The organism is Herbaspirillum sp. C7C8 (assembly GCF_022627875.1).
Taxonomy (GTDB): domain Bacteria; phylum Pseudomonadota; class Gammaproteobacteria; order Burkholderiales; family Burkholderiaceae_D; genus Herbaspirillum.
The window spans coordinates 52,035-66,903 of record NZ_JABXGG010000010.1 but is presented as its reverse complement, the minus strand read 5'-3'; the positions used below and the strand labels follow the sequence as shown (position 1 = coordinate 66,903).

Annotated in this window: 13 protein-coding genes; 6 read left to right on the top strand and 7 right to left on the bottom strand. The window is 64.1% G+C overall.

Annotated features, from left to right (window positions below):
* Nucleotides 1-30: 30 nt before the first annotated feature.
* The 5 genes from HWE01_RS13300 to HWE01_RS13280 all read left to right on the top strand — a co-directional run bounded on the left by HWE01_RS13300 (nucleotide 31) and on the right by HWE01_RS13280 (nucleotide 5,473).
* The gene (locus HWE01_RS13300) at nucleotides 31-1,362 is read left to right on the top strand and encodes an ABC transporter substrate-binding protein (protein ID WP_008329385.1); all 1,332 of its coding nucleotides are present in this window, start codon (nucleotides 31-33) and stop codon (nucleotides 1,360-1,362) included.
* Between the two features lie 67 nt (nucleotides 1,363-1,429).
* Nucleotides 1,430-2,287 carry an ABC transporter ATP-binding protein gene (locus HWE01_RS13295; RefSeq protein ID WP_008329383.1) on the top strand — a complete coding sequence of 286 codons (858 nt, stop codon included), beginning with the start codon at nucleotides 1,430-1,432 and terminating at the stop codon, nucleotides 2,285-2,287.
* 11 nt (nucleotides 2,288-2,298) lie between these two features.
* Nucleotides 2,299-3,570: a phenylacetate--CoA ligase family protein gene (locus HWE01_RS13290; RefSeq protein WP_008329381.1), complete on the top strand. Its 1,272-nt coding sequence runs from the start codon at nucleotides 2,299-2,301 to the stop codon at nucleotides 3,568-3,570.
* 137 nt (nucleotides 3,571-3,707) lie between these two features.
* Nucleotides 3,708-4,973: an alanine transaminase gene (alaC, locus tag HWE01_RS13285; protein WP_241822056.1), complete on the top strand. Its 1,266-nt coding sequence runs from the start codon at nucleotides 3,708-3,710 to the stop codon at nucleotides 4,971-4,973.
* Between the two features lie 83 nt (nucleotides 4,974-5,056).
* Complete coding sequence (locus tag HWE01_RS13280) at nucleotides 5,057-5,473, top strand: YXWGXW repeat-containing protein (RefSeq protein WP_502798441.1); 417 nt, start codon at nucleotides 5,057-5,059, stop codon at nucleotides 5,471-5,473.
* A gap of 104 nt (nucleotides 5,474-5,577) precedes the next feature.
* Here HWE01_RS13280 and HWE01_RS13275 read toward each other — a convergent pair whose 3' ends face one another.
* The 6 genes from HWE01_RS13275 to HWE01_RS13250 form a co-directional block, all read right to left on the bottom strand.
* The gene (locus HWE01_RS13275) at nucleotides 5,578-5,733 is read right to left on the bottom strand and encodes a hypothetical protein (protein WP_008329375.1); all 156 of its coding nucleotides are present in this window, start codon (nucleotides 5,731-5,733) and stop codon (nucleotides 5,578-5,580) included.
* Between the two features lie 64 nt (nucleotides 5,734-5,797).
* Nucleotides 5,798-6,907 carry a CE1 family esterase gene (locus HWE01_RS13270; RefSeq protein WP_241822054.1) on the bottom strand — a complete coding sequence of 370 codons (1,110 nt, stop codon included), beginning with the start codon at nucleotides 6,905-6,907 and terminating at the stop codon, nucleotides 5,798-5,800.
* Between the two features lie 111 nt (nucleotides 6,908-7,018).
* Nucleotides 7,019-7,726 (bottom strand): glutathione S-transferase N-terminal domain-containing protein, encoded by a 708-nt coding sequence (locus tag HWE01_RS13265; RefSeq protein ID WP_241822053.1) that lies wholly within the window; start codon nucleotides 7,724-7,726, stop codon nucleotides 7,019-7,021.
* 12 nt (nucleotides 7,727-7,738) lie between these two features.
* Nucleotides 7,739-10,843 (bottom strand): bifunctional diguanylate cyclase/phosphodiesterase, encoded by a 3,105-nt coding sequence (locus HWE01_RS13260; protein WP_175343446.1) that lies wholly within the window; start codon nucleotides 10,841-10,843, stop codon nucleotides 7,739-7,741.
* The gene (locus tag HWE01_RS13255) at nucleotides 10,840-11,706 is read right to left on the bottom strand and encodes a substrate-binding periplasmic protein (RefSeq protein ID WP_241822052.1); all 867 of its coding nucleotides are present in this window, start codon (nucleotides 11,704-11,706) and stop codon (nucleotides 10,840-10,842) included. The genes HWE01_RS13260 and HWE01_RS13255 overlap by 4 nt, the downstream gene beginning before the upstream one ends.
* 431 nt (nucleotides 11,707-12,137) lie before the next feature.
* A complete protein-coding gene (locus HWE01_RS13250) occupies nucleotides 12,138-12,923 on the bottom strand; it encodes an SDR family NAD(P)-dependent oxidoreductase (RefSeq protein ID WP_241822051.1) in 786 nt (261 codons plus the stop codon).
* Nucleotides 12,924-13,032: 109 nt separating this feature from the next.
* Here HWE01_RS13250 and HWE01_RS13245 point away from each other — a divergent pair, with 109 nt between their 5' ends.
* Complete coding sequence (locus tag HWE01_RS13245) at nucleotides 13,033-13,956, top strand: LysR family transcriptional regulator (protein WP_241822050.1); 924 nt, start codon at nucleotides 13,033-13,035, stop codon at nucleotides 13,954-13,956.
* Between the two features lie 9 nt (nucleotides 13,957-13,965).
* Here the strand turns inward: HWE01_RS13245 and HWE01_RS13240 are convergent, their stop codons facing one another.
* The gene (locus tag HWE01_RS13240; RefSeq protein ID WP_008329361.1) at nucleotides 13,966-14,856 is read right to left on the bottom strand and encodes a PhzF family phenazine biosynthesis protein; all 891 of its coding nucleotides are present in this window, start codon (nucleotides 14,854-14,856) and stop codon (nucleotides 13,966-13,968) included.
* Between the last annotated feature and the right edge of the window lie 13 nt (nucleotides 14,857-14,869).

Genomic DNA, 14,869 nt, shown 5'->3' with positions numbered 1-14,869 from the left:
CGGCAACGACAACATAAAGGAGACGAGACCATGAAGAGCATCAAGCATCTGCGGCAACTGGTGGTAGCCACCGCCTGCGCCGCCAGCCTGCTGTCGGCAGCAGTGCCGGCGCTGGCACAGAGCAGTGACCAGTTCATCGCCATCCCCAGCTACCGGGTCGGCCCGTATGGTACCAACGGCCAGTCGTATTACGGCGGCTATGTCGATTACCTCAACTACGTCAACCTCAAGGAAGGCGGCATCAACGGTGTCAAGCTGTCCTGGGAAGAGTGCGAGACCGAGTACAACAACGCCAAGGGCGTGGAGTGCTACGAGCGCATGAAGAACAAGAATACCGTCACCCACGGCACCGCCATCAACCCCATGGCCACCGGCATTTCCTACGCGCTCATCGACAAGACCGCCGAGGACAAGGTGCCGCTGGTGATGATCGGCTATGGCCGTACCGATGCGGTGGATGGTTCGGTGTTCCCCTATGCTTTCCCGCTGGTGACGACCTACCAGATGCAGGTCTCGGCCATCGTCAAGTATCTGACCGGCAAGAACAATGGTTCGCTGGCGGGCAAGAAGATCGTGTTCCTGTATCACGATTCGGCCTATGGCAAGGAACCCATCGTGGCCTTGCAGGCGGAGGCTTCCATCGGCAAGTTCAAGCTGGTGGAGATCCCGGTGGCCCACCCCGGCAATGAACAGGGCGCGCAATGGCTGCGCATCCGCCAGGAAAACCCGGACTACGTGATCTTCTGGGGCTGGGGCGTGATGAACCAGACGGCGCTGAAGGCGGCGCAGAAGGTCGGCTATCCGCGTGACAAGATCATCGGTTCCTGGTGGGCCGGCTCGGAAGAAGACACCATCCCCGCCGGCGAGGCCGCCAAGGGTTACCTGTCGGCCACCTGGAACGTGGCCGGCAAGGATGTGCCGGTCATCGCCGATATCGACAAGGTGGTCTATGGCGCGGGCCGCGGCAACATGCAGGACAAGAACAAGCTCGGTTCCATCCTCTACAACCGTGGCGTCTCGGCCGCCATTGCCACCGTGGAAGCGGTGCGCACGGCCCAGGACAAATATGGCAAGGGAAAGGTCATGAGTGGCGAGCAGGTGCGCTGGGGCTTTGAAAACCTCAACATCACCGATGCCCGCCTGAAGGCTCTGGGCGCCACCGGCCTGCTGCCGGAGATCAAGACCTCCTGCGAGAACCATGAGGGATCGGGCAAGATCAAGATCCAGCAATGGGATGGCAGCAAGTGGGTGCTGGTGTCGGACTGGATCGAGGGCAACAAGAACCTGATCCACCCCTTGTTCAAGGCATCGGCTGCGAAATACGCAAAAGAAAAAGGCATCACTCCTGCCTGCATGAAGTAGGCGCTTGCGCCGGCGGTTTTGCACGTCTCCCACGGCCGCCGGTGCTTTTTTGGGAATGCGAACGACCATGAATGCCACACCGATCCAGACCAGTGCCGCTCCCTCTGCCGCCCCGGCAGCGGTAGCCAAGGCGCTGGCCATCAACAACATCGAAGTGATCTATGACCACGTGATCCTGGTCTTGAAGGGCGTCTCGCTGGACGTGCCCGAAGGCAAGATCGTGGCACTGCTGGGCGCCAATGGCGCAGGCAAGAGCACGACCCTGAAGGCCATTTCCAACCTGCTGCACGCCGAACGCGGCGACGTCACCAAGGGCAGCATCGAGTTTCGCGGCGAGCGGGTGGACCGCATGACGCCCAATGACCTGGTCAGGCGCGGCGTGATCCAGGTGATGGAAGGACGGCATTGCTTCGGCCACCTGACGGTGGAAGAAAACCTGCTGACCGGTGCCTACACGCGCGGCATCAGCCACTCCGAAGTGAAGCACGAACTGGAAAAGATTTACGACTATTTCCCGCGCCTGAAGGTGCGCCGCAAATCGCAGTCCGGCTATACCTCGGGCGGCGAACAGCAGATGACCGCGATCGGGCGCGCCATGATGGCCAAGCCTTCGATGATCCTGCTGGACGAACCCTCGATGGGCCTGGCGCCGCAGATCGTCGAGGAGATCTTCGAGATCGTCAAGGACCTGAACAGCAAGGAGAAAGTCTCCTTCCTGCTGGCCGAGCAGAACACCATGGTGGCGCTGCGCTATGCCGACTTCGGCTACATCCTCGAAAACGGCCGCGTGGTCATGGAAGGCGCGGCCAGCGAGCTGGCCGATAACGAGGACGTCAAGGAGTTCTATCTCGGCGTCTCCGGAGGCGGTCGCAAGAATTTCCGCGACATGAAGTTCTATCGGCGCCGCAAGCGCTGGTTGGCCTGAGGGAGGGCATCATGTCCGATCCCAGGCAGGGTGTGGCCGAGCTGGACGCGCTGGAACGGCGTGATCCGCAACAGCGTGAAGAACAGTTGATGCGTGCGTTGCCGCAGCTGGTGGCACGGGCGCAGGGCGCGCCGGGCTGGGCGCGCATCCTTGCGGGGGTGGATGCGGCGGCCATCGGCTCGCGCGCGGCCCTGGCGCAATTGCCGGTGACCCGCAAATCCGATCTGAAGCAATTGCAGACGCGTGAGAGTCCCTTCGGCGGCTTGAATACCACGCCCGCGCGGCAACTGCGGCGGCTCTTCGTCTCGCCCGGTCCGATCTTCGATCCGGAAGGCCAGGGCGCCGACTGGTGGCGCTTTGCCAGCCCGATGAAGGCGCTGGGCTTGCAGGCCGGGCATATTCTGCAAAATTGCTTTGCCTATCACTTCACGCCAGCTGCCTTCATGGTCGAGGGCGCGGCGGCCAGGCTGGGCTGTGCGGTGATTCCGGCCGGTATTGGACAGACCGAATTGCAGGTCAATGCGATGGCGGCCTTGAAGCCCGATGCCTATGTGGGCACGCCCTCGTTCCTCAAGATCATCATCGAGAAGGCACAGGAGATGGGCGCGGATATCTCCAGCGTGCGGCGCGCGCTGGTCAGCGCCGAAGCGCTGCCGCCGTCGCTGCGCAGCTGGTTCCATGAACACGGCGTGCCGCAGGTGCTGCAGCTGTATGCCTCGGCCGACATCGGCAACATCGCCTACGAAACCATGAGTGAGGGCAGGGTGCATCCCGGCATGGTGCTGGATGAATCGCTGATCCTGGAAATCGTGCGGCCCGGCACGGGCGACCCCGTGGCTGAGGGCGAGGTTGGCGAGGTGGTGGTGACTTCCTTCAATCCCGACTATCCGCTCATCCGCTTCGGTACCGGCGATCTCTCGGCGGTCGTGCCGGGGGCGTCTCCGTGCGGGCGTACCAATACCCGCATCAAGGGCTGGATGGGACGGGCCGACCAGACGACCAAGGTGCGTGGCATGTTCGTGCATCCTTCGCAGGTGGCCGACGTCTTGCGCCGCCATGGTGATGTCTTGCGGGCGCGGCTGGTGGTCTCGGGCGAGATGGCCAATGACGTCATGACCCTGCATTGCGAAGTGGGTGACCCGGAAGATCCGGCCATCGACGTCTCTGCACTGGCCGGCAGCCTGCGCGAGGTGACCAAGCTCAGAGGCGAAGTGCTGCTGGTGGCGCCGGGCAGTCTGCCCAATGACGGCAAGGTCATTGAAGATGCGCGGAAATACGAATAAGTGAAGTAACTTGCAGAGGATCGAAGGTACAGGGCGATTTGCGCTTGTGCAGGTGAAGCTTCGCGCATAAAATCGGCAACGGAACATTGGTTCCAACGTCGCTCGGACGGTTCCGGGCGCTGACGTGAAAGACCTCCATGACGCAATCCGCCGATTCGCGCGATCCCTCGCGCACGCCTGCTGTTTCCTCTTCCCCTGCCACTTCCCCGGACGCCTTCCCGGTCAGCTTCCCGCGCATTGACCGGCTGCCGCCCTACGTCTTCAACATCACCGCCGAACTGAAGATGGCTGCCCGCCGTCGTGGCGAGGACATCATCGACATGTCCATGGGCAACCCCGATGGCGCCACGCCGCCGCACATCGTGGAGAAGTTGGTGGAAGTCGCGCAGCGGCCCGATACCCACGGCTATTCTTCCTCCAAGGGCATCCCGCGTCTGCGGCGGGCGATTGCGCACTGGTATCGCAGCCGCTATGAGGTCGATTTCGATCCCGACAGCGAAGCCATCGTCACCATCGGATCCAAGGAAGGCCTGGCGCACCTGATGCTGGCCACCCTCGACAAGGGGGATACCGTGCTGGTGCCCAATCCCAGCTACCCCATCCACATCTATGGCGCGGTCATTGCCGGCGCCAACATCCGCTCGGTGCGCATGAGCCCGGGCGTGGATTTCTTCGACGAGCTGGAACGTGCGGTGCGCGAGAGCTATCCCAAGCCCAAGATGATGATCCTGGGCTTTCCCTCCAATCCGACCGCGCAATGCGTGGAACTGGAATTCTTCGAGCGCGTGGTCAGGCTGGCGCGCGAACACCACATCCTGGTGGTGCATGACCTGGCCTATGCCGACATCACCTTCGATGGCTGGAAAGCCCCGTCCATCATGCAGGTGCCGGGCGCGCGGGAGGTTGCAGTGGAATTCTTCACGCTCTCCAAGAGCTACAACATGGCCGGCTGGCGCATCGGCTTCATGGTCGGCAATGCCCGGCTGGTGGCTGCGCTGGCGCGCATCAAGAGCTATCACGACTATGGCAGCTTCACCCCGGTGCAGGTGGCGGCCATCGCGGCGCTGGAAGGCGACCAGTCCTGCGTGGAGGAGATCCGCGCCAATTACGAAAAGCGCCGCAATGTCCTGGTCAAGGGCCTGCACGAGGCCGGCTGGATGGTCGATATTCCCAAGGCCTCGATGTACATCTGGGCGCGCATCCCCGAACCGTATCGCCAGTTCGGTTCGCTGGAGTTTTCACGCATCCTGCTGGAACAGGCCAAGGTCTGCGTCTCGCCCGGCATCGGTTTCGGTGAGTACGGCGACGAGTATGTGCGCTTCGCCCTGATCGAGAATGAATCGCGCATCCGCCAGGCCATTCGCGGGATCAAGACCATGTTCAAGAACGCCAAGGGCGGCTGACCCGGGGCCTGCCGGTGTAAAGACCGGAACCGTGCCGGTGGGGCCGCTGTCCTACAAAAATATTCACCCTCTGATTATTTTATATGATGAAAAAAATAATATTCGCCAGCCTGGTGGCGCTTGGTGCGTCCGCAGCTGTGCTGCCGCTTGCCCAGGCGCAGGTGTCGGTCAACATCAACATCGGTGCACCGCCGCCGCCGCGCGCCGAACCGCTCCCGCCGCCGCGCCATGGTTATGTGTGGGCACCCGGCTTCTGGGATTGGGATGGTCATCGCCACATCTGGCGCGAAGGCCACTGGGTGCGCGAGCGCCCCGGCTATGTGTATGCCGCGCCCGTATGGCGTCAGGGGCCGCGCGGATGGGAGCTCGATCGCGGCGGCTGGCGCGGCGGTCCGCCACCGGGTCACGGGCCGCGTCACCATCGTGATGATGACGACCACCGTGGTCCGGGACGCGGACACGACTGCCCGCCGGGTCATGAGCGCAAGGGGGAGTGCTGAAATGCTGATGCAGCCTGCATGAACTGAAGTGATGAAACGAAACGGCCGCAACGTCTTCACGTTGCGGCCGTTTTCGTTGGCGGGCCGCGCGAAAGCAGACGGAATCAGGTCTTGTCCATCAGCGCGGAGACCGCAAAGGAGACGATGCCGGCGGTGATGCAGATGACGGCCAGGCGGTAATGCGGAATCAGCTTGCCGATCCAGGGCAGCAGGAAGTACAGGACGATGGCGATCAGGATGCTGGTCAGAAGTCTTTTCATTGTCGTGGCGGGAGGGTTGAACGCTGGGGCCTATGATAGTGCGAATCGTGTTGCGATGGCAGCGTCAGCCAGGGGCCAGTCCCTTCATGCCGGGGCGCGTGGGTGCAGGTGCGGCGGGCACGGGCGGCTTCGTCGGCAAGGGGGAGGCCGGTGTGGCAGGCGGCGCGGGCAGCGGTGTGGCGCCGGGCGGCAGCTTGTCGTCGACCTGCTCGTTCTGGCGGCCACCGCCGTGGGCATTGAAGAAGTTGATGACGGTGCGCGAGGTGTCCAGGTTCTGCGAGGACTTGCCGCCATTGACGATGGGCACCACGCCGCCCGGCCAGGCATGGCCGCCGCCCTTGACCTCGTAGAGCACCACGGCCTGCGGGTCGGTCTTGCTGGCGTAGGTGTACTGGCGAATGGTGGTGCCGTCGTTGGCGGTGTCGGGGATGTCGGTCACGGTCGGTCGTGGATTGGCACCATCGGCCTTGATGAAGGCTTCGATGCTGCGCGCCACCGAGATGCGCGGCAGCTGCGAGACTTCCTGCTTGCCGATACCCCCCAGGAAGGGGATGAAAGGGTCGTCGCTGCCGTGGATATGCAGCAGCGGCATGGGAGCCTTGACCGTCTCGGGCGGCACGTCCAGCACCGCGCTGACTACCGCCACCGCCCGGAACAGTTCGGGCGCTTCGGCGGCCATGCGATAGGCCATCATGCCGCCGTTGGAGACGCCCACCAGATAGATGCGCCGCGGATCGGCCAGGCCATCCTTGACCAGCTTGTCGATCAGGGCGCGCAGGAAGGCGACGTCATCCACCTTGTGCATCTGCGCATAGCCGCAGCAGCCGCCCGAATTCCAGGTGCGCGCATCAATGGCCAGCCCGGTGCCGTTGGGATACACGATCATGTAGCCGGCGGCTTCGGCGATCTCGGTCAGCCCGGTGGCGCGCGCCATGAGCGAGCCGCTGGAGCCACTGGCATGCAGCGCGATGATCAGAGGTTGCGGCTCACCGGGCGCGGCACGTTCGGAAAAATACGCGCGCGAGAGATTGCCCACGCGGATCGTCTTCAGGGACAGGTCAACCGCGTGTACCGGTGTGGACGCCAGTACGGCAAGGCCGCACAGCGCCGCCAGCAGGCGGCGGCGCAAGGGCCGGACACGAACATTCGGGGGCAGGAGACTACGGTAGCTCATGACGGGCGGGATGCGTTTGCAGGGATGGGCGCCATGTTAACGCGCAGCGCGTGCTGCCGCAAAGTGATTTACACCCTGCGCCACCCGCAACAGGCGCCCAGCGCGGATCGATCAGTCGCGCGCCGGAATGTTGAGCCCGCGCACCACCGCCGGCCGTGCCACGAAGGCTTGCAGTGCCCGTGCCACATGGGGGAAGTCCTGGAAGCCGACCAGCTCGGCGGCCTCATAGAAGCCGATCAGGTTGCGGATCCACGGGAAGGTGGCGATGTCGGCGATCGAATAGGCATCGCCACCCAGCCACTGGCTTTGTGCCAGACGCCGGTCCATCACGCCCAGCAGACGTTTGGTTTCGTTGACGTAACGGTCGCGCGGACGCTTGTCTTCGTACTCCTTGCCGGCGAAGCGGTGGAAGAAGCCCAACTGGCCGAACATCGGACCTACGCCGCCCATCTGGAACATCACCCACTGGATCACCTGGTAGCGCGCGGCGGCATCGGCGGGCAGGAACTGGCCGGTCTTCTCGGCCAGGTAGAGCAGGATGGCACCCGATTCGAACAGCGGCAGCGCTGCACCATTGGGGCCATTGGGATCGATGATGGCGGGGATCTTGTTGTTCGGGTTCAGCGACAGGAACTCCGGTGACATCTGGTCATTGGTCTCGAAGCTCACCAGGTGGGCTTCGTAGGGCAGGCCGGTTTCTTCCAGCATGATCGAGACCTTCACGCCATTGGGCGTGGGCAGCGAATACAGCTGGATGCGCTCGGGGTGCTGGGCCGGCCATTTTTGATTGATGGCGAAGGCGGACAAAGCGTGACTCATGAGATCGGACTCCTAGGCAACGGATATGAGGGGGTCGCGGTCCTGGGCGAATTTCTCGAAGGCATCGACCGTCACGGGCCGGCAGAAGTAATAGCCCTGGTAGGCATGGCAGCCGGCATCGGCCAGGAAGGAGCGCTGGGCATCGGTTTCCACGCCCTCGGCGATCACCCCCAGCCCCAGGCTCTGGGCCAGGTTGACGATGGTCTTGGCTATCGAGGCGTCGTTGGGATCGATCAGGACATCGCGCACGAAAGACTGGTCGATTTTAAGCTGATTCAGCGGCAGCCGCTTGAGGTAGGACAGGGACGAATAACCGGTGCCGAAATCGTCCAGCGAAAACTCTACGCCGTAAGCCTTCAAGGCAAACATCTTCTGGATGATGTCTTCCACGTTGTCCACCAGCAGGCTTTCGGTGAGCTCCAGCTTGAGGCGGCGCGGATTGGCGCCGGTGCGCTCGATGATGTCCAGCACGGTCTGCACGAAATCGGCCTCGCGCAATTGCGGCGCGCTGACGTTGACGGCGATGCTGAGCTCGGCCATGCGCGGCCGCTTGGCCCAGACGGCCAGCTGCTTGCAGGCGGTTTCCAGCACCCAGTTGCCCAGCGAGAGGATCAGTCCGGTTTCTTCGGCCAGCGGGATGAAGTCGCCCGGGGGCACCATGCCGCGCTGCGGATGCTGCCAGCGTACCAGTACTTCCGCACCGGTCACGCGACCACCCTCGACCACCTGCGGCTGGTAGTGCAGCAACAGCTGCTCCCCTTCAATGGCCTTGCGCAGGCCGGCTTCCAGGGTGGCGCGTTCCAGCACGGCGGTCTGCATGGCCGGGTCGAAGAAGCGCAGCGCATTGCGGCCGGTTTCCTTGGCCTTGTACATGGCCAGGTCGGCCTGCTTCATCAGTTCATCCACCGAGGTCGCCCGCCCCAGGAAAACGGTGGCGCCGATGCTGGCAGTGGTGCGATATTCGACGTCGTCCAGCTGGTAGGTGGCGCCCAGCGCGGCGAGGATCTTCTCGCCGATGGCGCGGGTCTGGGTGGCGGCTTCCTGCTGGGTATCGCTCAAGGATTCGAGCACCACCACGAATTCATCACCGCCCACCCGCGCCACCGTATCGTTTTCACGCACGTTGGCCAGCAGGCGCTGGGCCACCTGTTTCAACAGGGTGTCGCCCTTCTCATGGCCGACGGTATCGTTGAGGGTCTTGAAGTGATCCAGGTCGATGAACAGCAGCGCGCCGCAGGTGCGGGTGCGCAGCGACAGTGCGATGGCCTGCTTGAGGCGGTCCAGCAGCAGGGTGCGGTTGGGCAGGCGGGTCAGGGCGTCGAAGAAGGCCAGCTCGCGGATGCGTTCCTCGGCCAGCTTGCGGTCGCTGATGTCGTGATGGGTGCTGACGTAGTGGGTGACCTGGTTGTCCTTGTTCTTGACCGCCGAGATGGTCAGCCACTCGGGATAGACCTCGCCGTTCTTGCGACGGTCCCAGATCTCACCCTGCCACTTGCCGAAGCGGCGGATGCTCTCGCGCATCTCCTGGAAGAAGGCCGGACCATGGCGGTCCGAGCGCAGCAGCTTGGGATGCTTGCCGACAATTTCCTCGGCGGTGTAGCCGGTGATCTCGGTGAAGGCCTTGTTCACGCGCAGGATCTTGCTGTTGGCGTCGGTGATGAGCATGCCCTCGCGCGAATCGAAGGCTACTGCCGAGATGCGCAGTTCGGCTTCGATCTGCTTGCGCTCGGTGATGTCGCGCGCACTGGTGCGGAATCCCGTGAAGCTGCCCTGGGCATCGGCAATCGGCGCCGACGACAGCGACAGCCAGAACACCGTGCCATCCTTGCGTACGCAGCGGAATTCCACGTCCTCGCGCTTCTGGCCATCCATGCAGCGCGCCAGCTCGGCGCGTATGCGGTGCTCGTCGTCGGGATGGACGATGCTGCCGATGAAGTCCGGCATGCTCAGGCATTGTTCCACCGTATAGCCGGTGTAGTCGCGCACGGCATGATTGATCCAGCGCGGGCGGCCATCGCGGCCCCACCAGACTTCCCAGTTGACGGTGCAGTCGGCGATGGCGCGGAACTGTTCCTCGCTGGCGCGCAGTTCCGCCGTCATCTTCTCGGCCAGACGCACGGCGCGCTTGCGGCTGGACATCATCAGCCAGGCCAGCAGGGCCAGCGTGATGCTCAAGCCGATGCCGGTGGCAGCGATGAGCTGCTCGGCATTGCGCCCGAACTGGGTGGTGAAGGCGTCGGTGGTGCTGATGGAGAGGGTCCAGTTGTGATTGGCCACCACCAGATATTCATCGGCCTGCAGGCGTGGGCGGTGCAGCGGGGCGCTGGCCAGCGGCGAGCGGTAGAGCAGGTCCTGCGGGTCCCGCGTGACGCCGTCGAAGAGCATGAAGGCGATGGTGCGGCTGCTCTCGCCGTACAGACTGGCGATCACATCGCTCATGCGGAAGACCGCATGCACCCAGCCGATCAGGCTGGCGCGCCGCTCGGCGATGGTGGACTGCGGCTGGCCGCGCTCGTACAGCGGCAGGTACATCATGAAGGCCGGTGTGGCCGGCCCTTCACCGGCCAGTTCGATCTTGCCGGAGACGGTCGCCATGCCGGAGTCGCGCGCCTTTTCCATGGCCGCGCGTCGCACCGGATCGGACCACTGGTCGTTGCCGAAGGGGAGACGGTTGCGGCCCACGTAGGGCTCGCGCAGGATGGTCGGGGCATAGGCCGGGCGAGCTCCCGCCGGGCGGATCTTGTAGTCCGCCAAGCCCTGGCGCGCCATGCGGGCCAGATGGGCATCGAGTTGCCGGGCCGGCACCCACTCCTCGATGGAGATGGCCTGGATGCCGGAAAAATTGGCGTCCAGGTTGAGCGCCTCGACATAGTCGCGGAACTGGTTGCGGTCGATGTTGCCGGTGGCCGAGATCAGACCCTGCACCCCATGCAGCATCTGTTCGTAGGAAGCCATGCGCTGCTCGATGCGGCTGACGGTCTCGCGCAGCACCGAGGCGAACTGGGTATGGACCTCCTTGGCGGCGGCGTCGCGTTCGTGGTCCCAGGCGGTCCAGGTGACGCCCAATCCTGTGGCCAGGATGATCAGGGGCAGCAGGATCTGGCGTATCCAGTTCACGGCTTGCTCTGGAATTGGACCATGGCTGCCGCCAGTTCCGCATTGAAGTACTTGCGGAAGATGCGCAGCACCGTACCATCGGCCAGCATGCCATTGACCAGGGCGCGCCATTTTTCCTGCTCGGCGGGGGGCAGGGCCTGGCGCGACATGATCAATCCATGCAGCACCGAGGGATCCTCGAAGCTGATGATGGTGGTGGCCTCGCGAATGCGCTTTTCTCCCACCACCGGATAATCGAAGGGCTCCATGATCATGCCCTGGATGCGATTCTGCAGCAGCGCCTCATAGAGCGGCTCCAGCCCGCCGGCCAGGGTGACGCGATTGGCGGCGGCCAGTTCGTCCACCACACGGTTGGCGTTGCTGCTGTAGCGGAAGCCACGGATGACGCCAAGCTGGAAACGCTCGCTGCGGGCGATATCGGCCAGCTGGGTGATGCCCGCATCCTTGCGCACCAGCAGGTAGTACTTGTTGCTGAAGTACCAGGCGAAGGAGGCGAATCTGTCGCGCTCGGCATTGGTGATGCCGGAGAGGCTGAAGTCCAGCGCGCCTGACTCGATCAACTGCCAGATGCGCGCACGCGACATGAGACTGACGTTGACCTTGCAGCCGCTGCGGCGGATCAGCTCATCGGCAAAATCCTTGTCGATCCCCGTATCGGTGGCCGCAGAATAGAGCAGGCCGTGATCGTGCAGGGCCAGCGTGTAGGTTCGTGAACAATCGGGACCGGCCGTCGTGGAAGAACCGGCGACATCGGCAGCGTGGGAAGGGGAAGCCGCCAGCAGGGCCGCAAACAGGGTGGCCGCGTTCGCACAGGCACGCACTGCGCGATTGCGAAAGAATCGACTGAAAATACTGGCCCCCATGAATACGCCACACCGTGGACGCCGTCTTGCGCTCCGGACGCGATGCCGCCTCCGGTGCACTGCCGTGTCGTCCTTCCCTGAAATCACCGCATCTGAAACGGTGCCCTGATCTGTTGTTCTGTGTCTGCCGCCCGTGGAGGCGGTGGTGTCATCACCTGCTCTGCTCACATGCGGGACACGTCAGCAAGAACGGGGCTGCACCAAACGCCGAGCGATGTTACCCGAGCAGATTCCATTGCGCAACAGAATGCGTCGCGGCCTGCAAGGGCCGGCTGCACGGGGCCGCGCGGCGTGTGCACGGGAGTGGAAAAAAGCAGTGGCCAGGGTGCACGCAGGGGCCGTCATGCGCACAAAAAAACCGGTATTTCCCAAGTGGAAACACCGGTTTCTTCTTCCTGCGGCGAACCGCCGATCATGCGCGTGCGCGGGGCTCAGATGAACATGCCGCCCGAGACTTCCACCCGCTGGGCATTGATCCATCCGTTGTCCGGACGCAGCAGGGAGGCCACCGCCGCGCCGATGTCATCGGGCACGCCGACCCGGCCCAGTGCGGTCTGGCTGGCGACAAAGGCGTTGAGCTCGGCATTGTCGCGCACGCGGCCTCCGCCGAAATCGGTCTCGATGGCGCCCGGTGCCACGGTATTGACGGCAATGCCGCGCGCGCCGAATTCCTTGGCCATGTAGCGCGTCATCACTTCCACGCCACCCTTCATGGCGGCATAGGCAGCGTAGCCCGGCAGGGTGAAGCGTGCCAGCCCGCTGGAGATGTTGATGATGCGGCCACCATCGGCCAGCAGTGGCAGCAGCGCCTGGGTCAGGAAGAACGGCCCCTTGAGATGGACCTTGTAGAGCGCATCGAAGTCCGCTTCGCTGGTCTCGGCGATCGGGCCATAGATGCCCATGCCGCCGTTGTTGATCAGATAGTTGAACTGGCGGACCTGCCAGACCCGGTACAGTGCATCGGACACTTGTTGTGCGAAGGCCGTAACACTTGCGCTGTCGGCCAAGTCCAGCTGCAAGGCCACCGCCGGTACACCGAGGGCTTCGATTTCTGACACTGCGGCATCGGCAGCAGTACGGTTGCCGACATAGGTCAGGAGGATGCCCACGCCTTCGCGGGCCAGGTGCAGGGCGGTGTTCTTGCCCAGGCCCCGGCTGCCGCCGGTGATCAGGGCGATGCGGGGAGAAGTGGGGGTGGAAGCAGCTTGGGCGTTCATGTCGGGCTCCTTGGTTGTTGAGGAGCTCAGTATATTGAGAAGAAATTTAAGAATAAATTCAGGATTTACTATTAGACTTTTCAGAATTGAATAATAATCAGGCGAGCACATGAACCAGTTGGATACCCTCAAGATCTTCCAGCGCGTGGCCGAACTGGCCAGCTTCAGCGGTGCGGCGCGCCAGCTCGGGCTGCCCAACGCCAGCGTGTCGCTGGCCGTACAGCAACTGGAGCAGATGCTGGGCACGCGCCTGCTCCAGCGCACCACGCGGCGCGTGCAGCTGACCGCCGATGGCGAGGCCTTCTACCGGCGCAGCCAGGAACTGCTGGATGAATTCGAATCCTTGCGCGGCATGTTTCGGGCAGGCGGTCAGCCTTTGAGCGGCAAGTTGCGGGTCGACATGTCCAGCGCCATGGCGCGCGAAGTGGTGCTGCCGGCCTTGCCGGGCTTCCTGGCCCAGCATCCGCAACTGGAGATCGAACTCTCGGCCAGTGACCGCCGGGTGGACCTGGTGGCGGAGGGATTTGATTGCGTGCTGCGTACCGGCACGCTGGATGACTCCTCACTGGTGGCGCGGCCCATCGGCCACCTGGTGCAGATCAACTGCGCCAGCGCCGCCTATCTGAAACGCCACGGCACGCCGCGTACGCTGGAGGATCTGGCGCAGCACCAGCTGGTGCATTACCGGCAGATGCTGGGCGGACGTTCGCCCGGCTGGGAGTGGTTCGATGGCCGCCAGACGCACACCCTGTCCATGGCCGGCAGCGTCACGGTCAATGGCACGGAGACCTATTACGCCGCCTGTCAGGCCGGCCTGGGACTGATCCAGTTGCCGCTGGTGGGCGCGCAGAAACGCAAGATGCTCGACGGCGGCAAGCTGGTGGAAGTGCTGCCGCAATATCGACCGGCCCCCATGCCGGTCACGATCCTGTACGCCAGCCGGCGTCACGTACCGGCGCGGCTGGCTGAGTTCATGGACTGGCTGCATGCGCTGATCTTTCCGCTCACGCAGGAGGGCGGTCTCACACGCTGAGCAGCCTGCTCAGGCCAGCATGGTCTGTCCGACCGGATCGATGGTGACGGTGCCGCGTCCGATCTCGATGACGCGGCCGCCGACCTGGATTGCGCCCCCGGCATCGACCGCAAGATGCAGGCGTGACGGACGGTCCACGGCCGCACCCTGATCGATGGCGTAGCGCGCCGGCAGCGTTGCGCCGGTCGCGATGAGCCAGCCGCCCAGGTTGGCGCAGGCCGAGCCGGTGCCTGGATCCTCGGCCACGCCACCGCCCTGCTTGGTGAAGAAGTAGCGTGCCAGCACCTGATCCGGGGCGGCCTCATCGAAGGCGAAGACATAGGCCGTCTTGCGTCCCAGGCTGCTCGCCGGCCAGCGTTCCAGCAGGCCGCTGTCGGGGCGGGCGCGGCGCACTGCCGCAGTGGAGCGCAGGGGAATGAGGAACTGGTCGGCGCCGGTATCGACCCACATCGGATCAGCGGCCAGGTCGCCCGCCTCCAGCGCCAGCAGCGCCGCCACCTCGGCGCGCGACAGGGGCGAGGGCGCCGTGCGCGCGCCACCGGGGCAGGGCGCGGTAAAGGTCCAGACATCGCCACGGGCGGTGACGGGCACCACGCCGGCCTTGAATTCCAGGGTCAGGGCATCGCCGCAGCCGCGCAGCTCGCGCACCACCTGCGCCGTACCCAGCGTGGGATGGCCGGCAAAGGGCATCTCGTAACCGGTGGTGAAGATGCGCACCTGCGCATCGGCAACCGTGGAGGGGAAGATGAAGGTCGTCTCCGACAGGTTGAATTGCAGGGCCAGTGCCAGCATGGTGGCCTCATCGAGGCCGCGCGCGTCTTCGAACACGCACAGGGGATTGCCGCCGAAGGTCGATTCGGCGAAGACGTTGAGCAGGCGGTAAGCGTAGGTGGCAGGCATGAGGGTCTCGCAG